Source organism: Mesorhizobium sp. WSM4819 (genome assembly GCF_055811215.1).
In genome coordinates this window covers 1-21,054 of the sequence record NZ_JBVVQO010000060.1, presented here as the reverse complement: position 1 = coordinate 21,054, position 21,054 = coordinate 1, and the positions used below count along the sequence as shown (strand labels likewise).

The window sequence follows — 21,054 nt, the reverse complement described above, 5'->3', positions numbered from 1 at the left end:
TAATTTTTTGATTATGCGGCGGCCTCGAAAATCAGGCCGCCGCCTCGGTCGCTACGATCGTCGGCTTCGACCGGAAGTTCAACCGGTCGGAACCAGCCGTGACCTTGACGGTCGAGCTGTCGAGGATGTCGCCGAGCAGGATCTTCTCCGCCAGCGGATCCTGAAGGTGCTTCTGCATCACCCGCTTCAACGGTCGCGCGCCATAGGCCGGATCGTAGCCCTTGGCCGCCAGCCAGTCGATCGCCTCCTGATCCAGCGAAAGCGTGATCTTGCGATCTGCGAGCAGGCTTTCCAGCCGCTTGAGCTGGATCTCGACGATGCGGCCCATATCCTGCCGGCGCAGCCGGTGGAACAGGATCACCTCGTCGACGCGGTTGAGGAACTCCGGCCGGAACGACGCCCTGACGACTCCCATCACCTCGTCGCGCACGACATCGACGTCCTGGTTCTCGCCGAGGTTGACCAGATATTCGGCGCCGAGGTTCGACGTCATGATGATCAGCGTGTTGCGGAAATCGACCGTGCGGCCCTGCCCATCGGTCAGGCGGCCATCATCGAGCACCTGCAGCAGCACGTTGAACACGTCCGGATGCGCTTTCTCGATCTCGTCGAACAGCACGACCTGATAGGGCCGGCGTCGCACCGCTTCAGTCAGCGCGCCGCCCTCCTCATAGCCGACATAGCCGGGAGGCGCGCCGATCAGCCGGGCGACCGAGTGCTTCTCCATGAATTCCGACATGTCGATGCGCACCATGGCGCTCTCGTCGTCGAACAGGAAGCTGGCAAGCGCCTTGGTCAGTTCGGTCTTGCCGACGCCCGTCGGTCCGAGGAACATGAACGAACCGATCGGCCGGTTCGGATCCTGCAGGCCGGCGCGTGCGCGGCGCACCGCTTTCGACACGGCCTGCACCGCCTCGCCCTGGCCGACGACACGCTTGCCGATTTCGTCTTCCATGCGCAGCAGCTTGTCACGCTCGCCTTGCAGCATCTTGTCGACCGGAATGCCGGTCCAGCGCGACACGATGTGGGCGACGTGATCGGGGGTGACCACCTCCTCGACCATGCCGACCTTGCCGTCCTGGGCTTCGGCTGCCTTCAACTTCTTTTCCAGTTCCGGAATCTTGCCATAGGCAAGCTCGCCGGCGCGCTGGAATTCACCTTTGCGCTGGGCGATGGCGAGCTCGTTGCGCGCTTCGTCGAGCTGTTTCTTCAGGTCGGCGGCGAGCCCGAGCTTCTGCTTCTCGGCCTGCCACTTCGAGGTCAGTTCGGTCGATTCCTCTTCCAGGGCGGAAAGATCCTTTTCGAGCCGGGCGAGCCGGTCCTTCGACGCGTCGTCCTTCTCGACCTTCAGCGCCTCACGCTCGATCTTGAGCTGCATGATGCGGCGGTCGATCTCGTCCAGCGCTTCGGGCTTCGAATCGACCTGCATCCGCAGCCGCGACGCGGCCTCGTCGACAAGGTCAATCGCCTTGTCCGGCAGGAAGCGGTCGGCGATGTAGCGGTTGGACAGCGACGCTGCGGCGACCAGCGCCGAATCCGAAATGCGCACCTTGTGGTGCTGCTCGTATTTCTCCTTCAGGCCGCGCAGGATGGAGACGGTGTCTTCCACCGTCGGCTCATTGACGAAGACCGGCTGGAAGCGGCGGGCAAGGGCCGCATCCTTCTCGACATGCTTGCGGTATTCGTCGAGCGTCGTCGCGCCGACGCAGTGGAGTTCGCCGCGTGCCAACGCCGGTTTCAACAGGTTCGACGCATCCATGGCGCCATCCGCCTTGCCGGCGCCGACCAGCGTGTGCATCTCATCGATGAACAGGATGATGCCGCCGACCGCAGCGGTGACTTCCGAAAGAACCGCCTTCAGCCGCTCCTCGAATTCGCCGCGATATTTGGCGCCGGCGATCAGCGATCCCATATCGAGCGCCATCAACTGCTTGTCCTTGAGCGATTCCGGCACGTCGCCATTGACGATCCGCAACGCTAGCCCTTCGGCGATCGCCGTCTTGCCGACGCCGGGTTCACCGATCAGCACCGGATTGTTCTTGGTGCGGCGCGACAGCACCTGGATGGTGCGGCGGATTTCGTCGTCGCGGCCGATGACCGGGTCGAGCTTGCCGGCGCGACCGTCGGCGGTGAGATCGCGCGCGTACTTCTTAAGCGCATCATAGCCCTGCTCGGCGCTCGCCGAATCGGCGGTGCGACCCTTGCGGACGTCGTTGATCACCTGGTTCAGCGCCTGTGGCGTCACGCCGGCCTTGGTCAGGATGTCGGCGGTCTTGGCGGATTTCTCGACCGCCAGCGCCGTCAGCAGCCGCTCGACCGTAACGAAGCTGTCGCCGGCCTTCTTTGCCAGTTCCTCGGCGGTCGAGAACACTTTGGCCAGCGGTTGCGCCAGATAGAGCTGGCCGTTGCCGCCCTCCACCTTGGGCATTGCCTCAAGTGCCGTCTCGACGCCCAACTTGACGTCGCGGACGCTGCCGCCGGCGCGCTCGATCAACGACGCTGCCAGGCCCTCGTCGTCGTCGACGAGCACTTTCAATATATGTTCGGGGGTGAATTGCTGGTGGTTGCGCGAGAGCGCCAAGGTCTGCGCCGACTGGATGAAGCCGCGCACGCGCTCGGAATATTTTTCAAGGTTCATATCTGTCTCCTTCCGTCACCGGCCCGCTTTGCGGCACCGGATCAGATTGCGGTGACGGACCCGCCCGTTCGAGCCGGGTCCTGTTCACGCGAGATATGGGGCGCAATCCACGGACCCTCAAGACGTCCCGATAACGGCGGACTTAATATTCCCCGGGGGGCGCACATACAAAAACGGCGGAGATTTCTCTCCGCCGTCCAGGAATGTCTGGGCCTTGCTCGATCAGTTGTTGACGTCGACGACGGTGGGCTCGCCACCGGCGTCTTCCGCCGGAGCAGCATTCACGTTATCGCCGCCAGCATTGTCGTTACCGCCATCCACCTGATCAGCATTGACGCGCGGACGGCGCGGACGCCTGGGGCGGCGGGCAGCGCCGCTTTCGGCGGCGGCTTCGTTCATCTCGGCCTGGGCAGCCAGAGCCGCTGGCGAAAAGCTTTCGAATTGCGGCGCGGGTTCGGCCACAGAAACAGGCTCGTTCGGAGACACAGCTTCCGCCTGCGCGGGGGTTTCGTTCTGAACCGGTCTCTCGTTGCGCCGGTTCTGATCGCCTCGCTGTCCGCCCTGCTCGCCGCGCGCACCAAATTCGCCGCGCTGGCCGTTCTGGCCGTAGCCGCCATTGGGGCGACGGTCGCGATGGCGGTTGTCTCGCCCGCCGGCATCGCGCCCACTGGCATCACGCCCACTGGCATCACGATTGTCGCGGCCGTTTTCCTGGTTGAACGTCAATTCGGCCGGCGTGCCGTCGATGACCGGCTGCGGGCCTGCACCGTGGTTAACGACCGGAGCTGCAGTCTCGCCGACATTACTGTTGCCGGCATTGTCGAACTCGTCGCGATCTTCGTCGCCGTCATCGTCGAAATCGTCGCGGTTCTGCTGAGCGCTCTGGATCGGCAGCTGCGCCTGCGCGGCAGCGATGATGCGATTGTAGTGCTCGGCGTGCTGGAGATAGTTTTCCGCCATCACACGGTCGCCGGAGCTCTGCGCGTCACGGGCAAGGGTTGCGTATTTTTCGGCGATCTGCTGAGCCGATCCGCGGATCTTCACGTCCGGACCGTTGCTCTCGTAATTGCGCGTCAGGGGATTTGGACCCTTGCGGTTGTTGTTATTGTTGTTGCCGCCGCCATTGTTGTTGCGACCGCGCATGCGCCTGTTCTGCTGTTGTGGCCTCATTCGACTCTCTTCATTTTGAAATTTTTCGAAAACTTTTCACGAACGGAGGCGCTCATGCAGCCAGCCGTTTCGTCTCTTCACCGGCGTTCGCCCGCATCGATTGCGTTGGCGCCACGTGTCATCCTGTTCCGGTTACATCACTTGCCGGACGATCCCCGCACGAAGCTTGGGCGTCGTTTGCACAAGAAGGCAGCTATTTCCAAGGAAACCGAATCGCTAAGAGCACTGCCTGCTTCGTCTCATCCGGTTAAGGCGACCCTAGCCGCATTCCCCGGCATTGCCAAGCGCTTTTTTTGCACTGCATCACGGCCCTTGTCAGTTCAAAGATCAGAACCCTCTCGTTTCCGCCAAAGTCGCGGAATACCCCCGCCGGCATATAGCCGGCTGCGGAGAAAATGCCCGTGACCTCTTTGCGCTGGGTGTGGCCGATCTCGACCGCAATCCTGCCCTCGGCTTCCAAAAAACCTGCCGCCTCAGCGGCGATGATCCTGTAGGGACTCAGACCGTCCACGCCGCCATCGAGGGCTTGGCGTGGATCGAAATCGCGGACTTCGCCCTGCAGATTTTCGATGTCTATGGACGCTATATAGGGCGGGTTGGCGGCAATTACATGGTATCGGCCAAAAACTTTTTCGAACCAGTCGGATTCGAGCACCTGGAACCGATCGGCCAACCCCAATTCCCCGGCATTGCGCATGGCGGTCACCAGCGCGCCTGACGAAATATCGACACCGGTGGCGACCGCCGCCGGAACGGCGCTGAGCAGCGCCAGCGCGATGGCGCCGGTGCCGGTGCCGAGATCGAGGATGCGGCACTCGCCTTGCCGTTCCGCTGTCGCCTTCACGAAGGGCAGCACCGCTTCGACCAGCGTTTCGGTGTCCGGTCGCGGCTCCAGCGTTTCCGGTGACAACGACAGGCGCAAGCCATAGAACTCACGATGGCCGAGGATGCGATGCACCGGCTCACCGGCGACCCGCCGCCTCAAGGCTGCATCGATCGCGGCAATCGCGCCGGCATCGACACCGCATTCGGGATCGGCGATGGCTTGTGTGCGGGTCGTACCGGAAAAATGTTCGACGATCAGCCTCGCATCCAGCGCCGGATCGGCGACTGCGGCCGCAGCAAGGCGTGCCCGCGCCGCTTTCAGCAGCAGCCCTAGTGTGGTGGATTTGAGGTTCCTGCTATTTGTTGGCATCAGCGTCCAGGGACCTCAAATCCACCACCTGGATACCAGCAACCTGCCGGTGTGATTTTGAATCCGAAATTCGTCATTGCGCTGCCCCATCGTGATACGAATTTCGAATTCAAAGCCACACCGGCCTACTGGGCAGACTGTCAGCCATCGAGGCCGATATCGGCGAGCAGCTTCGACTGGTGATCGGCGATCAGCGCGTCGATGATCTCGTCGAGTTCGCCCATCATCACCCGGTCGAGCTTATAGAGCGTCAGATTGATGCGATGGTCGGTGACGCGGCCCTGCGGGAAATTATAGGTGCGGATGCGCTCCGAGCGATCGCCCGAACCGACCTGAGATTTGCGCGATTCGGAGCGTTCCTCGTCAGCCTTGCTGCGCTCGAGGTCGTAAAGCCTGGCGCGCAGGATCTGCATGGCTTTGGCCCGGTTCTGGTGCTGCGACTTCTCCGCCTGCACGACCATGATGCCGGTCGGCAGATGGGTGATGCGCACTGCCGAATCGGTGGTATTGACGTGCTGGCCGCCCGAACCCGAGGCGCGCATCGTGTCGATGCGGATGTCTTCGGCCCTGACGTCGATATCGACCTCTTCCGCTTCGGGCAGCACGGCAACCGTCGCCGCCGAGGTGTGGATGCGCCCGCCGGCCTCGGTCGCCGGCACGCGCTGCACACGATGCACGCCGGACTCGAATTTCAGATGGGCAAAGACCCCCTTGCCCGAAATCGTGGCGATGATTTCCTTGTAGCCGCCGACCTCGCCCTCGCTGGCCGACGCCGTCTCGAAACGCCAGCCGCGTGCCGCGGCATAGCGTTCGTACATGCGAAACAGGTCGCCGGCAAAGAGAGCCGCCTCGTCGCCGCCGGTGCCGGCGCGGATTTCGAGGATGGCATTCTTGTCGTCGGCGGCATCCTTGGGCAGAAGTAGGATCTGGATGTCCTTCTGCAGCGCTTCGATGCGTTCCTTGACCTCCGGCAGATCGGCCTCGGCCAGTGCCCGCATTTCGGCATCGGTGCTTTTGTCGGCGAGCATCGCTTGCAGGTCGGCCTGTTCATGCTCGGCGGTGCGCAGCGCCCTGATCTTAGCCACCATCTCCTGCATGTCGGCATATTCCGACGCCATCTTGACATAGGCGTCCGCCGCCGGCCCGGCCGACATTTGCGCTTCGAGCATGTCGAAACGCTTAACGACTTGATCCATGCGGTCGCGGGGCAGGTTGATCATGGTCCTGGAACTTCGATAAGATTCACGTCAGGGCGAGCCGAAAATGACGAGTTTCGAGAACCGGAGCGGAATGTACAATTAGGTACATGAGCACCGGAAGCGCAGAAAATCGACATTTGCAGGCCGCCCTCACGTGAATTTACAACGGAATGGAGCGGTCGTCGGCAAAGGCCTGCAGCAGCGCCCGCATCGGCAACCCCTGGGCCGGCGCCATGAGATTGTCGTCGAAGAACGCTTCCAGCTCGGCCAGCGGCAGTTCCGTCAGCATCGCCTTGACCGGACCGATCGAAGCCGGTGACATCGAGATCGATCGGTAGCCAAGGCCGATCAGCGCCATCGCCGAGATCGGCTTGCCGGCCAGCTCGCCGCACAAGGTCACCGGGGTTTGATTGCGCACCCCGGCGTCGGCAATCTGCTTCAGCGCGCGCAGGAACGGCGTCGACAGCACATCGAAGCGGTCGGCGAGCTGCGTGTTGCCGCGATCGACCGCCATGACGAACTGGAACAGATCGTTCGAGCCGACCGAGACGAAATCGACGGCCTTCATCAGCTCATCGAGCTGGAACAGCAGCGAAGGCACTTCCAGCATGGCCCCGAGCTTCAGGCTGGTCGGCAGATGATGGGCAAAACGCGACAGATGCCGCACTTCGCGATCGATGATTTCGCGCGCCTGGGCGATCTCGCCGAGCTCCGTCACCATCGGCAGCATCAGCTTCAGTTCACGCCCGCCGCATGCCTTCAAAAGCGCTCGGATCTGGGTACGCAACAGGCCCGGCCGGTCGAGCGTCAGGCGGATGGCGCGCCAGCCGAGCGCCGGGTTCTCTTCCTGGATCGTGTCCTTGAAGTAGGGCAGCACCTTGTCGCCGCCGATATCGATGGTGCGGAATGTCACCGGCTTGCCGCGCGCCGCGTCGAGCACGTCACGGTAGAGCCGTTCCTGGGCTTCCGCCCGCGGAAAGGTCGAGGCGACCATGAACTGCAGCTCGGTGCGGAACAGGCCGATACCGGCGGCGCCGGCCTCGGCAAGCTGCGGCAGATCGACGGCCAGGCCCGCATTCATCAAAAGGTCGACCTGGACGCCGTCCTTGGTCATCGACGGCTTCTTGCGCAGCTCGCGATAGACCTCCTGCCGCCGCGCCCGGAAGCGGACCTTTTCGGCATAGGCGGCTTCGAGGTCCGGCTGGGGGCGCAGGTGGATGGCGCCTTCTTCGCCGTCGACAATGATGGCGTCGCCGTTTTCCGCCATGGAAACGGCGCCCTTCATCTGGCCCGCAACCGGTATGCCCATGGCCCGCGCCACGATAACGACGTGGCTGGTCGCTGCGCCGTCCTCCAGCACCAGCCCGCGCAGCTTGTCTCTGGGATAATCGAGCAGTTCGGCGGCCCCCATCGAGCGGGCGACGATGATGGCGTCCTTCGGCAGCGAGACCGCGACATCGTCCGGCCCGCGCCCCATCAGCTGCCGCAGCAGCCGGTTGGCGAGATCGTCGAAATCGCTCATCCGCTCGCGCAGATAAGGATCGGTCATGTGCAGCATGCGGGCACGCATGTCGCTCTGCACTTTTTCCACCGCCGCTTCCGCCGTCAGGCCGTTGCGTACCGCCTCTTCCAACCGGCGCACCCAGCCGCTGTCGTTGGCGAACATGCGATAGGCTTCGAGCACCTGGCGGTGCTCGCCCTCGAAGGCGACTTCGCGGCGTTCCAGCATGTCGTCGATGGAGAGCCGGAGCGAACCGAGCGACGCATCGAGCCGCTTGATCTCCTCATCGCTGTCCTCGTTGAACAGATTGGTGACGACGATGCGCGGCTCATGCAGCACGACATGGCCAAGTCCGACGCCCTCGTTGAAGGACAGGCCGGTAAAGCTCACCGGGCGGCGCAGATCGAGTTCGAGGCCGGGCCGGGTCAGCCGGGCAAGGTCGCCGGTGGCGATCATCTCGGCGATCACCATCGCCGTCGTTTCCAGCGCCTCGACTTCGTCGTCGCGATAGTGGCGCATGGTCTTGTTCTGGACGACCAGCACACCGAGCGTGCGCCCCGCCCTGAGCACCGGCACGCCGAGGAAGGAATTGTAGATCTCCTCCCCGGTCTCCGGCAGATAGGCGAAGGCTGGATGTTCCTGCGCGTTGGAGAGGTTGAGCGGCCGTGCCGAGGCCGCGATCGTGCCGACGAGGCCTTCCCCCAGCCTGAGCTGCGCCAAATGGACGGCCTTCGGATTCAGGCCCTCGGTGGCATAGAGTTCGAGCACCGAATCGGCGCGCAGCACGTAGAGCGAGCACACTTCAGCGACCATATTGGCGGCGATGTCGCGCACGATGCGGTCGAGCCGCTCCTGCGGCTCCAGCGGCTCCTGCATGAGCTCGCGGAGCCGTTTCAGCAAAACGCGCGGGCCACTGGCCGTATCACGCATCGCGGCTTGTTCTCCAATGGACATTATGCCCGCCGCAGTTTCTCCCGCGGCCGGCGCTCACGCAACAACTCAAATAGAGCGGCGTCGGTCCAATTGGACCCACAAAGGACGCTCCAAGACTTCGAACTGCTGCATCGTGCTTTCCGAAGATCGACCTCCGATTTCCGGACCGAGCAGTCTGCTACTGCTTATCCAGACCGTAGATGGAATGCAAAGTGCGAACAGCAAGTTCTGTGTAGGGACCGTCGATCAGGATCGAAATCTTGATCTCGGATGTGGTGATCGCACGGATGTTGATCGATTTGTCGGCCAGCGCCTTGAAGGCGGTGGCGGCGACGCCGGCATGGCTCCTCATGCCGATGCCGATGACCGAGACTTTCGACATGCCGGCTTCCGACTGCACGACGTCGTAGCCGATCGTGGTCTTCAGCCGCTCGAGCACGGCAAGCGCCTTGTCGACATCGCCGGACGGCACGGTGAAGGTCATGTCGGTGAACTTGCCGTCCTCGGAAATGTTCTGGACGATCATGTCGACATTGATGTTGGCTTCGGCCAGCGGCCCGAAAATGCCGGCGGCGACGCCGGGCCGGTCACCGACACGGCGCAACGAAATCTGCGCTTCGTCCTTGGCGTAGGCAATTCCGGTGACGACCTGCTGTTCCACGATCTCTTCCTCGTCGCAAATAAGCGTTCCGGGCGGATTGAGCAAATCCCCCATTCCGGGCGCGTCGGGATCGTCGAAGGACGACCGCACGAAAGTACGCACCCTGTGCACCATGGCAAGCTCGACCGAGCGTACCTGCAGGACCTTGGCGCCGAGCGAGGCCATTTCAAGCATTTCCTCGAAGGAAATCTTGGCCAGCCGCCGCGCCTTCGGCTCGATGCGCGGGTCGGTGGTGTAGACCCCGTCGACGTCGGTGTAGATGTCGCAGCGGTCTGCCTTGACCGCCGCCGCGATGGCGACAGCACTGGTGTCGGAGCCGCCGCGGCCGAGCGTCGCGATGCGGTTGTCCGGCCCGATGCCCTGGAAGCCGGCGACCACCGCCACCTGGCCCTCGCCGAAGCGCTTGATCAGGAATGCGCCGTCGATGTCGAGAATGCGCGCCGCGCCATGCGCATTGTCGGTCTTGATCGGTATCTGCCAGCCTTGCCAGGAACGGGCATGGACGCCCATGTTCTGCAGCGCGATCGCCAGCAGGCCGGCAGTCACCTGCTCGCCGGAGGCTACGACGGCGTCATATTCACGCGCATCGTGCATCGGCGAGGCTTCGCGCGTCCACTGCACGAGCTCGTTGGTCTTGCCGGCCATCGCCGAGACGACCACCGCAACCTCATGGCCGGCATCGACCTCGCGTTTGACATGGCGCGCCACATTGCGGATGCGGACGATGTCGGCGACGGAGGTCCCGCCGAATTTCATCACGATGCGCGCCATGGAAGCGAAATGCCTTTGACTGAGTGCCGGAACGGCGGCCGAAAAATGAAACGGAGCGTCGGGCTGGGCCAGCCGCTGAATTCGCGGCCTCCTTAGCCAAATGCTTTGGGTTTCGCAAGGCGTGCCACCGCTTGCCCCCCTGCTTGCCCCCTTAGGCGACGAAGGCGACTTACGAGCGCAACGCGCCTACCCGAACGCCTGTCGCAGAGGCGCAGCCGGCAACAGCCGAAATTTGCTGCCTTGACATTCGCCGGCTCTCGACCGACTTCCTAGCGCACCAGAGCGCGATCAGCAAAAGTGGTATCCGGTTTTGCGCCCGATCGCGCTCTGAATTTTTGAGTCTGCGGGAGACCACACGATGCCAGAACCCCGACGATCGACGATCGATGCCGGAGAAGTGGAGCGTTTTTCCGCTCTTGCCGCCGAATGGTGGAATCCGAACGGCAAATTCCGCCCGCTGCACAAGTTCAATCCGATCCGGCTTGCCTATATACGCGACCAGGTGGCGGCGCGCTTCGGCCGCGACCCGCGCGCGGCGCGGCCGTTCGAGGGCCTGCGCATCCTCGACATCGGCTGCGGCGGCGGGCTGTTGTGCGAGCCGATGGCGCGGCTTGGCGCCGAAGTGGTCGGCGCCGACGCCTCGGCCACCAACATCGAAGTGGCCAGGCTGCATGCGGCGGAGGTCGGCGTGACGGTGGATTACCGTGCCACGACAGCAGAGGACCTGGCTGACGCAGGTGAGAAATTCGACGTTATCCTCAACATGGAAGTGGTCGAGCATGTTGCCGACATCGACCTGTTCGTGGCCAAATGCGGCGAGATGCTCAAGCCCGGCGGCATCATGGTCGTCGCCACCATCAACCGCACGCTGAAGGCGCTCGGTCTGGCCATTATCGGCGCCGAATATGTGCTGCGCTGGTTGCCGCGCGGCACCCACCAGTTTGGCAAGCTGGTGCGGCCAGACGAGTTGGAAAAGGCGCTTGCCGGCGCTGGCCTGACCATCATCGACCGCACCGGCGTCACCTACAATCCGCTCGCCGACCGCTGGCAGCGTTCGAAGGACATGGACGTCAACTACATGGTTTTGGCAGAGAAGGCACCCGCCTGAACTTTCTCACGACGCCTTCTCACGCCGCCACCTTCTCACCCATCTGACTTTGCGTCTTCGGGGCGATCTGGCTTTGCGCCTTGGTGGTGATGAACACGCCGGCGACAATGATGGCAGCGCCGGCCCAGGTCAGCAATTGATAGTGCTCGCCGAGAAACATCGTCCCGGCAAGCAATCCAACCGCCGCCGCGACATAGCCGATCTGGCTGAGATAGACCGGTCCGCCGACCGCCTGCAGCCGGAAGAAGAAAGCGAACATCGCCGCGGCTGATGCGACCTGCCCGACGACGACCAGCGGCACGCCGGCGAGCAGGGCGAGCGAACCGCCGCCCTGCAGCGTGAAGATGCCGCAAAGAAGCAGCGCGGCCGATGCCAGATGGCTGCCGACGGCAAGCTCGATCGGTCCGGTCCCTAGCGGCCAGTCGACCGTGCGGTAGATATTGCCGGCGGCAAGGCTGACCGGAATGAGCAGCCCCGCCGCCACCCAGAAAAATTCGGCCGGCTGGCCGGCCTCGCCGCGCGTCACCGCCACCATGACAGCACCAACGAAGCCGACGGCAATGCCGACGATACCAAGCAGATTGGGACGCCGGACGCCGAGCAGGATCGAAAACACCAGTGTAACCACCGGCGACAGCGTGAACATGATACCGGTGTAGCCGGCGCCGAGATGCGGAATGGTCGAGAACATCAAGAGATTGGGGAGGGCATAGGACACCGCCGCAGTGACGAAGAAATAACGCAGTCTGTGCGGGGTGAGCCGGATGCGTTGTCCGCGCAGCAGCAAGGCGCACAAAAGCACGCCGCCGGCGCCGAGCGAGATGACGAGGGCCCAGACCATGGCCGAAACACCGGCCGCCGTAGCGATCTTGCCGAACGGCAGCGTCAGGCCGAGCAAGCCGCCGGTGACGAGCAAAAGACCGAGCGCTGAATCCCAGAGAAATTTCATAACCAACCTTATTGTCCTTGCGCCTCTCGTCTTTTGCGGGCCCTTGGCCAGCACTGTGACTCAAGCTAAGATAATACAAAGATTCTTAACGTCAAGATATTTAACGGTGAGTTAGATGGATCGCGCCGCGAAAGCGATCGAGCAATGGAAACGGGAACGGCCGGACCTGGATGTCTCGCCGATGGCCGTGCTCGGACGGTTGAACGAAGCCTCGTCGCTGATAGCGCGAGAACGCCTCGCTCCGCTGTTTGCCCGTTTCGGACTGCAATCCGGGGAATTCGACGTGTTGGCGACGCTGCGCCGTTCCGGATCACCTTACGCGCTGACGCCAACCGCCCTCTATGAGGCGACGATGGTGACGTCGGGCGCCATGACCAACCGGCTCGACCGGCTTGAGAAATCCGGATTGATCATGCGTGGACCGCATCCCAACGACCGGCGCGGGGTTGTCGTGCAACTGACCGAGAAAGGTCTCGCATTGGTCGATGAGGCGGTCGCCGCTCACGTCGCCAACGAACACGAGATACTTTCCGGCCTGACGCGCGCCGAACAGGACACACTTGCTCGCCTGCTTGAGAAATTGATCGGCAGCGTAACCTAGTCAGTCAGTTGCGGTCGTCGGGGAAACTTGGGATCGGCATGAATTCGACGCCGTCCTCGGCCAGGCTCTTGGCCTCCTCCAGCGTCGCCTCGCCATAGATGCCGCGCGGATCGCTCTCGCCGAAATGGATCTTGCGCGCTTCCTCGGCAAACTTGTCGCCGACATAGTCGGCGTTCTCGCGCACCTTCTCGGCCATCGCCTTCAATTGCGCCAACGCCTGCTTCTGGGCCTCGCCCATGGCGAGCGCGATCTTTTCTCGGCTGCGCCCGGTGGAGACGGCCGGCGCCATCAACGCCTTCTCGACCCTGTGCGAGCCGCAGGTCGGGCAATCGACGAAGCCACGCTTCTTCTGGGTGTCGAAATCGTCGTTGCTGCGAAACCAGCCTTCGAATTCATGCTCGTGGTCACAGATCAATGAAAAGCGAATCAAGACGCCGCACCCCTGAGACTTTGCGCCTCGACCGGAGTGGCGTTCAAGGCGAAGTCGCGTGAATTTATCAGATTTGGGATTTTCTTGCGGGCAGCGACCGACTGCGCCGGGTCGATCTCGGCGACGATCACCGCGGGTTCGTCATGCGCCGCCTCGGCGACGATGCGGCCCCAAGGATCGATGATCAGCGAATGGCCAAAAGTCTCTCGGCCGTCCTCGTGCAGCCCGCCTTGCGCCGCGGCAACGACATAGGCGCCGTTCTCGATGGCGCGCGCCCGCAGCAGCACATGCCAGTGCGCCTCGCCGGTCTGGCGGGTGAAGGCGGCGGGCACCGAAAGCAGGTCGGCGCCGGCCAGCGCCTCGGCGCGGAACAGCTGCGGAAAGCGCAAATCGTAGCAGACGGCGAAACCCAGTCTCGCACAATCGATCCCGGCGCCGCTGATCTCGGTGACGACGGCCTCGGTGCCGGGCTCGTAGGCGGCGGATTCGCGCCAGCTCTCGCCATTGTCGAGGTCGACGTCGAACATGTGGATCTTGTCGTAGGTGGCAATGGTGGCGCCATCCGGCCCGAACAGAAGCGCGCGGTTGGCGAGCTTGCCGTCGGCGCGCAGGATGGCGGTCGAGCCGATATGCAGGAAGACGCCAAGGTCTTTCGCCAGCTTTCGCGCGGTCGAAACGATGATGTCCTTGTCCTCGGACGTGAAGGCGGCGGCCCGCGCCTGGCTGTCGCGGACCAGCGCACCAGTCATTTCCGGCGACTGGATATAGGTCGCACCCTGGCCCGCGGCCTCGCGCACCAGCCGCTCCAGATCGACCGCGTTGCGCTCGGGGCTGGTGCCCGAACGCATCTGGATCGCCGCCGCCTTGAAAGCACCCATCGTCTTGTCCTCAATTCGTCGAGCCATTGGCGAGCAGACGGTCCAGCCGGCCCTCTGCCTCCAGTTCATGGAGATCGTCACAGCCGCCGACATGCGTGTCGCCGATGAATATCTGCGGAAAGGTCGAGCGGCCATTCGCGCGGGAAATCATTTCCCGGCGCAGTTCCGGCGAGAAGGAGGCGTCATGCTCGGTGTAGGCGACACCCTTGCGCTCGAGCAGCCGCTTGGCCGCCACGCAATAGCCGCACATCATCCGTGTATAGATCGTTACGTCGACCATCGGTCAGCAATCCTGCCTTTTCCCAATCTATATAGTCGCGGACTCGTCGGCCCGAAAGTCCCCCGGCAGCACGCGCGCAAAGGTCAGCACGTCGACCGTCCCGGCACCGCCCTTCTTCAGCGCCTTGGCGACGGCGCGGACAGTGGCGCCGGTGGTATAGACATCGTCGATCAGGAGCACCCGGCGGCCGGCGATCTCGATCTCGGCCTCCTCCGGCACTCTGAAGGCGGCACGCACATTCTCCTCGCGTTCCCGCCGCTCCAGCCCGACCTGCTGGCGGGTGAGTTTGACGCGCCTGACCGCGGAGGGCGCAAAAGGCAGCCCGCCAAGCTGCGATACCGCCCTTGCCAGTTCCGCCGACTGGTTGAACTGACGCCTGAAAAAGCGCCGCCAGTGCAGCGGCACCGGCACGACCACATCGGCTTCCGCGATCAGTTCGGCACCGGCGCGCAGCATCCAGCGCGCCATCCACGGCGCCAGATCGGTGCGATCCTGGTATTTCAGCCCTTGCACCATCTGGCGGGCGACACCTGAGTAAGCGACCGCGGCCCGTGCCCGCTCGAAGGGCGGCGGGTCGGCGATCGCCTCGGCCGACAGGAACCCCTCGCCCATGTGATGGGTGAACGGCGTGCCCATCACAGGGCACCATGGCCGCTCCAGAAGCCTGAGTTTCGGCCAGCAGGCGCCGCACAGCACGCCGGGCTGCGAGACGTGCCGTCGGCAACCGGCGCAAACCGGCGGAAACAGGATGCGCGCCGGCCAGTCCAACGCCTTTCGAGCGATACTCTTGATATCCGGCATTGGATCGGCCACGTGGTTCTTTCTCCGCCACCCTATATCAGAGTGCGGAAACCAGGAACTATCAGTTGCAACCTATAGTCGATACCTCTCTCTGGCTGGCGCACAAGCGCCGGGCGCTCGCCAGCCCGGCTGCCGGCGCGGATTTCCTGATGCGGCGGGCGGCCGAGGAGCTTGCCGAGCGGCTGGGCGCAGTCGAACGCAAATTCAACAGGGCGGCCGTCCTGTTTTGCCAGACGCCGGCGGCAGTCGACGTGCTTGCGACAAGCGGCAAGGTGGCGGACATCGTGCGCGTCGAGGCGGATGCGGCTTTCCTGGGCGACGGGGCGGGGGGCGATGCCGCGGGACTGGTGGCGCCGTTGGAGACCGTGCCGTTCGAGCCGGAAAGCCTCGACCTCGCGGTATCGCTTTTGTCGCTTCAGGCAATGAACGACATTCCCGGCATGCTGGTGCAGATCCGCCGCGCACTGAAGCCGGACGGTCTTTTCCTAGGCGCTTTTGCCGGCGCCGGCACGCTTTTCGAGCTGCGCGAATGCCTGCTCGCCGCCGAGACCGAGCTTTATGGCGGCGCCAGCCCGCGCGTCATCCCGTTCACCGATGTGCGCGACGCCGGCGCGCTTTTGCAACGCGCCGGTCTGGCCTTGCCCGTCGCCGATGTCGAGACGGTGACGGTGCGCTACGATTCCCTGTTCGGCCTGATGGCGGACCTGCGGGCGATGGGCGAGACCAGCGCGCTCATCGACCGCAGCAGGCGACCGGCCACACGAAAGCTGTTTGCCCGCGCCGCCGAAATCTATGCCGAACGATTTTCGGATGCCGATGGCCGCGTCAGGGCGAGTTTTCCGATCGTCTGGATGTCAGGCTGGGCGCCCGACGCCTCGCAGCAAAAACCGCTGAAACCGGGCTCGGCAAAACTGTCGCTGAAGACAATCCTGGAAAATCCCGGCCGGCGCTGACCGGTTTATTATGGACGCGGCTGGTCGGTTACTGCGCAAAAGCCTTCACAAGCTTGCTGGCATTGTCGCTGAACAGCCACGTGATTGCGTCGGCGACCTTGCCGACGCCGCCTACGATGGTAAGCGACAGCACGGCCACGATCAGCCCATACTCGACAGCCGTCGCGCCGGTCTTGTCTTCCCAAAATCGTTGCAGCAATGTTTTCATGGCCGGCGATCCCGCTTGCCGGAACCCTAGCGCGGACCTGTTAACAAAGGTTAATGACACAGGCTTAACAGGCGCTGAAAGCACCGCTTTGGCCGGTGTCAGCAGTCGCCGCTGCGCTGGCCATTGTCGCGTATCACGCAGATCGAAGTGGGCAGCGGCTGCAGCACGCTCCTGCGCAGCGTGTAGGTATCACGACGGCCGGTCGAGCCCGTGCTTCCAATCGAACCCGTGCTTTCAACCGACCCTGTGCTCATCCTGTCGAGGCCGCCGGCAAAATCGTCGCGGGCTGATCGCGTTCGGTTGTCGAGCAAGGGCGTGGCGATCAGGGCCAGCGCCACCGCGGCCGAGCCGAACAAAAGCGTGATCCGCAATATTCCCATGCCGGCAGCCCTAAAGCTGCGGTCGGGTCGGATCGAATCCCAGTCCCTGTCGAGGCTCATGCAGCCGCCCTCCGGCGAAGGCCTGGACATGACCTTCCTTCGATTTCTGGCGTCATTTTTTCACGGCCAGATAAATCTTCCATTAACGTTGTCTAGGTCTCGGAGGGCAAAATCACAGAAGATCGATGAGGAACTGGATCAGCGGCGCGTCGGCCGGCGGCATCGGAAAATCGCGCATCTGGCGCGGCCGCACCCATTTCAGCGCCTGCCCCTCCTTCGGCTGCGCGATGCCGCGGAAGCGACGGCAGACGAACAGCGGCATCAGCAGGTGAAAATCATCGTAGGAATGGCTGGCGAAGGTGAACGGCGCCAGGCAGGGAATATCGGTTTCGATGCCGATCTCCTCGTATAATTCGCGGATGAGGCATTCTTCCGGCGTCTCGCCGGGCTCGACCTTGCCGCCCGGAAACTCCCACAGGCCGGCCAGTTGCTTGCCTTCGGGGCGCTGCGCCAGAAGCACGCGGCCGTCGGTATCGACCAGCGCGCAGGCTGCGACCAGGAGCAGGCGCTTGCCGACAGGGTGCGGGCCGGTCATGCGCCGGGCGGCCGGCGATAATGGTAACGATAGACTTCGTCGAACCCGAGCGAACGATAGAGCGCCAGCGCCGGCGCGTTGTCGGCCTCGACCTGCAGCCAGGCTTCCCGGGCGCCGCGCAGCCGTGCCCATTTCAGCGCCGACAGGATGAGGTGGCGGCCATGGCCCTGGTTGCGCACCGATCTGTCGGTGGCGATCTCGAACAGCCCGGCAAGATCGCCGTCATGGACGCAGATCAGCGTCGCCAGCGGTTCGGTGCCGTCTTCGAGCGCGAACAGCCCGGCTTCCGGCTGGATGGCGCCGATGATCTCCGACAGGCCCGGCCGCAACGACACATCCGAGCCGCTTACTTTTAGCGCCGCGCCGATGAAGCGGCTGATGTCCTTCAGCGGGATCTGGTCCATGGCGGCATCGAGCTGGGCGTCCGCCAGCGGCAGCCGCATCACCAGCGATTCGTCGAATGTGCTCCAGCCCTCGCTGTCGAGATGTTTGGCAAGGATCGGCCCCGACAGCGGCGATATGCGGAAGGTCAGCGGCCGGCCATAGGCGTCGAAACGGCGGCTGGCGCGGCCGATGCGATCGGCAATGTGCTGGATGTCGCCCGGATCGAGCGGGTTGACGGAATTCAGCCGCTTGGCCGGATGGCCCGCCGTCAGCCGCACCACCCAGGTGCCGTCATAATGCACGGCCGCCGCCGGCCAGGCGCGAAAGCCGGCCGCCTCGTAGCGGCGCACGATGGCAAGCACGCTTGCCGGATGTCTGGAAACCAATGCCATCAACTCCGATAATCGCCGTTGATGGCGACATACTCCTTGGTGAGGTCGCAAGTCCACACCGTCGCCTTGCCGCGGCCGATGCCGATATCGGCACGGATGCGGATCTCGTCGCGCTTCATGTAGGCCGACGTCGCCTCCTCGGAGTAGGCGGCGTCGCGCTCGCCCTGATGCGCCAGCCTGGTGTCGCCGAACCAGATCGACAGCAGGTCGCGGTCGGCCGGTTCACCGGCCTTGCCGACGGCCATGACGACGCGGCCCCAATTGGCGTCTTCGCCGGCGACCGCCGTCTTGACCAGCGGCGAATTGGCGATCGACAGCGCGATGCGCTTGGCCGAGCGGGCCGATTTCGCGCCGGTCACGGTGACCTCGACCTGTTTTCGCGCGCCCTCGCCGTCGCGCACCACTTGCAGTGCCAGCGCTTTCAGCACCTTGCCGAGCGCGCGGCGGAAGGCGCCGAGGCGCGCATCGCCGGCATTCGTGATATCAGGCGCGCCGCGCCGGGCGGCCGTGCCGGTGGCGAACATCAGCAGCGTGTCGCTGGTCGAGGTGTCGCTGTCGACGGTGACCGCATTGAACGTCTTGGCGGTGCCGCGCGACAAAAGATCCTGCAGCACGGGGGCTGCGATCGGCGCGTCGGTGGCGATGAAGGAGAGCATTGTTGCCATGTCGGGCGAGATCATGCCGGCGCCCTTGGCAATGCCGTTGATGGTGACGTCGGCGTCGCCGAGTTTTACCGTCGCGGTCGCCAGTTTCGGATAGGTGTCGGTGGTCATGATCGCCTTGGCGGCTTCGGTCCACAGGTCCGGCCTGCCGTCCCTGACCAGTCCGGCGAGCAAATGGCCGAACTTGCCGGCATCGAGCGGCTCGCCGATGACGCCGGTCGAGGCCAGAAACACCTCGTTCGGCGTGCAGCCCGCAGCCTTGGCCGCAGCTTCGCCGGTCGTTGCCGTGGAGGCTCGGCCCTTGCTGCCGGTGAAGGCATTGGCATTGCCGGAATTGACGACCAGGACGCGCGCCTTGCCGGCGCTTAGATTCTGCCGGCAGAAATCGACCGGCGCCGACGGGCATTTCGACTTGGTGAACACGCCGGCGACCGTGGTGCCGGCATCGAAGACCATGGTCAGCAGGTCGGTGCGGTTCTTGTACTTTATCCCGGCCTCGGCTGTGGCGATGCGGACGCCCTCGATGTCAGGCATTTTGGGATATTTCTTCGGCGCAAGCGGCGAAATCGTGGCTGACATGAGGACCTCGGGCGGGAGAAACGCAAGAGAGCGCCGGTTTGCCCGATAGCGGGCGCCGGCGCAAGGGCGTTTGGTGGTTGAGCACGTCCCCCTTTCTCATCGAAACGAAACGCTCAGTTGCACGAAACGGACCGTTTCGTTTCGACTAAAAAGTGTGTACGATGTGCCGACGAAAATCATGGGCAAGGAAAACAGGATGGGGCTGGATCGGGGGCGCAGGTCGATCGGCGCGCGGCGCAACCCCGACAGCGCCGACGCCATTCTCGACGCCGCCGAGGCAGTTCTGGTCGAGGCCGGTTATTCCGGCTTCTCGATCGAAGCGGTGGCGCGGCGGGCGCGTGCGGGAAAGCCGACAATCTATCGCTGGTGGCCGAGCAAGGCCGCCTTGCTGTTCGACGTCTATCAGCGGCTAAAGCGCGTCGATTATCCCGATACCGGCAACCTCGAGGACGATCTCGTCGGCTTCCTCAAAAGCCTGTTCTCGCACTGGCGCGAAACATCGTCAGGCAGCATCTTCAGATCGCTGATCGCCGAGGCGCAGTCGGACGCAATGGTGGCCGCCGTGCTTGCCGAATACACCAAAGGACGCCATGCCCATACCGGCCAGATGATCGAACGCGCCAAGGCAAGAGGCGAAGTCGCGGCCGACGTCGATTCCACGCTCGTCGCCGACCTGGTCGCCTCGTTTGCCTGGACGCATCTCTTGACCAATCGCCTCGACCAAGACGAAACGACGCTGCGCAAGGCGGTTGGCTATCTGTTGAAGGGCATAGAAGCTGGCGATGCCGGCTCGGTCGACGCCGCGGCTGTCCGGCGGAGGCGTCGACGTGTCATCGGTCGCACCGCCCGGTAGAGCTGCAGGGTGGCGGGGCAACACCCTGGCGTGGGTGCAGACCACCAGAGGAACAATTGTCGGAGGCTGCGACGCCAACAATTTTGCAGAGGCGATTGCCCTCGCCTACTTGGTGTTTTCCAGCGCGTCGACCGTCTTCTTCAGCTTCTCGTCCGGAATCTCGACCTTGGCCTGGGCGCGCAGCGACTTGACCAGCGCGATGTATTTGTCGCGGATGACAGCCTGACGGGCCTGATCCTTGACCTGGTCGAAGGCCGGCGGCTGCTTGGCCCGCTTGTCCTCGACCTGGATGACGTGCCAGCCGAACTGCGACTGCACCGGCTGCTCGGTGTACTTGCCGACCGCCAGCGCGAAGACCGCCTTGTCGAATTCCGGCACCATCTGGCCGGGTCCGAACCAGCCGAGATCGCCGCCGCTGGTCTTGCCGCTCGGATCGCTGGTGTGCTCGTTGGCAAGTTTCTGGAAATCGGCGCCGCCGTCGAGCTGCTTGATGATCGCATCGGCCTCTTCCTTCGTCTTCACGAGGATGTGACGGGCATGGACCTCGTTGGCCGGCGGCGTGTTGGCGATTTCCTGGTCGTAGCGGGCGCGAACCTCGGCATCGGTGATCTTGCCGACGACATCCTTCTCGACCATTTCGCCATGCAGGGCGCGCTGCTGCAGGAACGCCATGCGGCGCTGGAAGTCGGGATCCTTGTCGAGGCCGGTGGTGACTGCCTGGGCGGCCATGACCTTGATTTCGATCGCTGCCGAAAGGGCTGCGGCGCGGCGCTGTTCGGGCGGCATCTGCGCGAACTGCTGCGACAGCTCGCCTTCGGCAAGCGCAAGGTCGGCCTCGGTCAGCGACTGGCCGTTGATCGTGGCGACCACGGCGTTCGGATCGACCGGCGCGGCCGGCTGGGCGGGGGCGCCCGGCTGGGCGGGGGCTGGTTG

Annotated in this window: 21 protein-coding genes; 4 read left to right on the top strand and 17 right to left on the bottom strand. The window is 64.0% G+C overall.

The features are described from left to right. Positions 1-31 precede the first annotated feature (31 nt). The 6 genes from clpB to AC0L18_RS31315 form a co-directional block, all read right to left on the bottom strand. Positions 32-2,638, bottom strand: a complete 2,607-nt coding sequence (clpB, locus tag AC0L18_RS31340; protein WP_473495584.1) for an ATP-dependent chaperone ClpB — start codon at positions 2,636-2,638, stop codon at positions 32-34. A 222-nt stretch (positions 2,639-2,860) separates the two neighbouring features. After that, positions 2,861-3,808 (bottom strand): DUF4167 domain-containing protein, encoded by a 948-nt coding sequence (locus tag AC0L18_RS31335; RefSeq protein WP_473495583.1) that lies wholly within the window; start codon positions 3,806-3,808, stop codon positions 2,861-2,863. A 247-nt stretch (positions 3,809-4,055) separates the two neighbouring features. Then, on the bottom strand, positions 4,056-5,003 hold the full coding sequence (gene prmC / locus AC0L18_RS31330) for a peptide chain release factor N(5)-glutamine methyltransferase (protein ID WP_473495582.1): 948 nt from the start codon (positions 5,001-5,003) through the stop codon (positions 4,056-4,058). A 140-nt stretch (positions 5,004-5,143) separates the two neighbouring features. Further along, on the bottom strand, positions 5,144-6,223 hold the full coding sequence (prfA, locus tag AC0L18_RS31325; RefSeq protein WP_287068549.1) for a peptide chain release factor 1: 1,080 nt from the start codon (positions 6,221-6,223) through the stop codon (positions 5,144-5,146). Between the two features lie 139 nt (positions 6,224-6,362). After that, the gene (gene ptsP, locus AC0L18_RS31320; protein ID WP_023797302.1) at positions 6,363-8,633 is read right to left on the bottom strand and encodes a phosphoenolpyruvate--protein phosphotransferase; all 2,271 of its coding nucleotides are present in this window, start codon (positions 8,631-8,633) and stop codon (positions 6,363-6,365) included. A 181-nt stretch (positions 8,634-8,814) separates the two neighbouring features. Beyond that, positions 8,815-10,068, bottom strand: coding sequence for an aspartate kinase (locus tag AC0L18_RS31315; RefSeq protein ID WP_023797301.1), 1,254 nt, complete (start codon positions 10,066-10,068; stop codon positions 8,815-8,817). A gap of 358 nt (positions 10,069-10,426) precedes the next feature. Here AC0L18_RS31315 and ubiG point away from each other — a divergent pair, with 358 nt between their 5' ends. Then, positions 10,427-11,176, top strand: coding sequence for a bifunctional 2-polyprenyl-6-hydroxyphenol methylase/3-demethylubiquinol 3-O-methyltransferase UbiG (gene ubiG, locus AC0L18_RS31310; protein WP_091600073.1), 750 nt, complete (start codon positions 10,427-10,429; stop codon positions 11,174-11,176). A gap of 19 nt (positions 11,177-11,195) precedes the next feature. Here the strand turns inward: ubiG and AC0L18_RS31305 are convergent, their stop codons facing one another. Next, positions 11,196-12,125: a DMT family transporter gene (locus AC0L18_RS31305; protein WP_473495581.1), complete on the bottom strand. Its 930-nt coding sequence runs from the start codon at positions 12,123-12,125 to the stop codon at positions 11,196-11,198. Between the two features lie 115 nt (positions 12,126-12,240). Between AC0L18_RS31305 and AC0L18_RS31300 the strand changes: the two genes are divergently transcribed. Further along, complete coding sequence (locus AC0L18_RS31300; protein ID WP_091600077.1) at positions 12,241-12,726, top strand: MarR family winged helix-turn-helix transcriptional regulator; 486 nt, start codon at positions 12,241-12,243, stop codon at positions 12,724-12,726. Between the two features lie 4 nt (positions 12,727-12,730). Here the strand turns inward: AC0L18_RS31300 and AC0L18_RS31295 are convergent, their stop codons facing one another. Genes AC0L18_RS31295 through AC0L18_RS31280 form a run of 4 tightly spaced genes read right to left on the bottom strand, consistent with a single transcriptional unit; the run spans position 12,731 to position 15,127 of the window. Continuing rightward, positions 12,731-13,156, bottom strand: coding sequence for a DUF1178 family protein (locus AC0L18_RS31295; RefSeq protein WP_473495580.1), 426 nt, complete (start codon positions 13,154-13,156; stop codon positions 12,731-12,733). Beyond that, positions 13,153-14,034, bottom strand: coding sequence for a carbon-nitrogen hydrolase family protein (locus tag AC0L18_RS31290; protein ID WP_473495579.1), 882 nt, complete (start codon positions 14,032-14,034; stop codon positions 13,153-13,155). Before AC0L18_RS31290 ends, AC0L18_RS31295 begins: the two co-directional genes overlap by 4 nt. 10 nt (positions 14,035-14,044) lie before the next feature. Beyond that, positions 14,045-14,314, bottom strand: coding sequence for a glutaredoxin 3 (gene grxC, locus AC0L18_RS31285; RefSeq protein WP_027153348.1), 270 nt, complete (start codon positions 14,312-14,314; stop codon positions 14,045-14,047). A gap of 27 nt (positions 14,315-14,341) precedes the next feature. Further along, on the bottom strand, positions 14,342-15,127 hold the full coding sequence (locus tag AC0L18_RS31280) for a ComF family protein (protein ID WP_091600081.1): 786 nt from the start codon (positions 15,125-15,127) through the stop codon (positions 14,342-14,344). Between the two features lie 53 nt (positions 15,128-15,180). On the opposite strand from AC0L18_RS31280, the gene AC0L18_RS31275 reads away from it, so the two are divergent. Next, complete coding sequence (locus tag AC0L18_RS31275) at positions 15,181-16,068, top strand: methyltransferase domain-containing protein (RefSeq protein ID WP_473495578.1); 888 nt, start codon at positions 15,181-15,183, stop codon at positions 16,066-16,068. A 28-nt stretch (positions 16,069-16,096) separates the two neighbouring features. On the opposite strand, the gene AC0L18_RS31270 is transcribed toward AC0L18_RS31275, so the two are convergent. From AC0L18_RS31270 to argJ, 5 genes are all read right to left on the bottom strand, one after another. Then, positions 16,097-16,276, bottom strand: a complete 180-nt coding sequence (locus AC0L18_RS31270; RefSeq protein WP_023797290.1) for a Flp family type IVb pilin — start codon at positions 16,274-16,276, stop codon at positions 16,097-16,099. Between the two features lie 98 nt (positions 16,277-16,374). Beyond that, positions 16,375-16,716: a hypothetical protein gene (locus AC0L18_RS31265; RefSeq protein ID WP_023797289.1), complete on the bottom strand. Its 342-nt coding sequence runs from the start codon at positions 16,714-16,716 to the stop codon at positions 16,375-16,377. Positions 16,717-16,828: 112 nt separating this feature from the next. After that, the gene (locus AC0L18_RS31260) at positions 16,829-17,251 is read right to left on the bottom strand and encodes a (deoxy)nucleoside triphosphate pyrophosphohydrolase (RefSeq protein ID WP_473495577.1); all 423 of its coding nucleotides are present in this window, start codon (positions 17,249-17,251) and stop codon (positions 16,829-16,831) included. Then, a complete protein-coding gene (locus tag AC0L18_RS31255) occupies positions 17,248-18,027 on the bottom strand; it encodes a GNAT family N-acetyltransferase (protein ID WP_208602559.1) in 780 nt (259 codons plus the stop codon). Before AC0L18_RS31255 ends, AC0L18_RS31260 begins: the two co-directional genes overlap by 4 nt. Beyond that, the gene (argJ, locus tag AC0L18_RS31250; RefSeq protein ID WP_473495576.1) at positions 18,027-19,268 is read right to left on the bottom strand and encodes a bifunctional glutamate N-acetyltransferase/amino-acid acetyltransferase ArgJ; all 1,242 of its coding nucleotides are present in this window, start codon (positions 19,266-19,268) and stop codon (positions 18,027-18,029) included. Before argJ ends, AC0L18_RS31255 begins: the two co-directional genes overlap by 1 nt. 196 nt (positions 19,269-19,464) lie before the next feature. Between argJ and AC0L18_RS31245 the strand changes: the two genes are divergently transcribed. Then, entirely contained in the window at positions 19,465-20,121 is a 657-nt protein-coding gene (locus AC0L18_RS31245) for a TetR/AcrR family transcriptional regulator (protein WP_473495575.1), read from the top strand. Positions 20,122-20,226: 105 nt separating this feature from the next. Here AC0L18_RS31245 and AC0L18_RS31240 read toward each other — a convergent pair. Continuing rightward, the coding region (locus AC0L18_RS31240; protein WP_287188093.1) for a peptidylprolyl isomerase at positions 20,227-21,054 on the bottom strand (828 nt) is incomplete at its 5' end.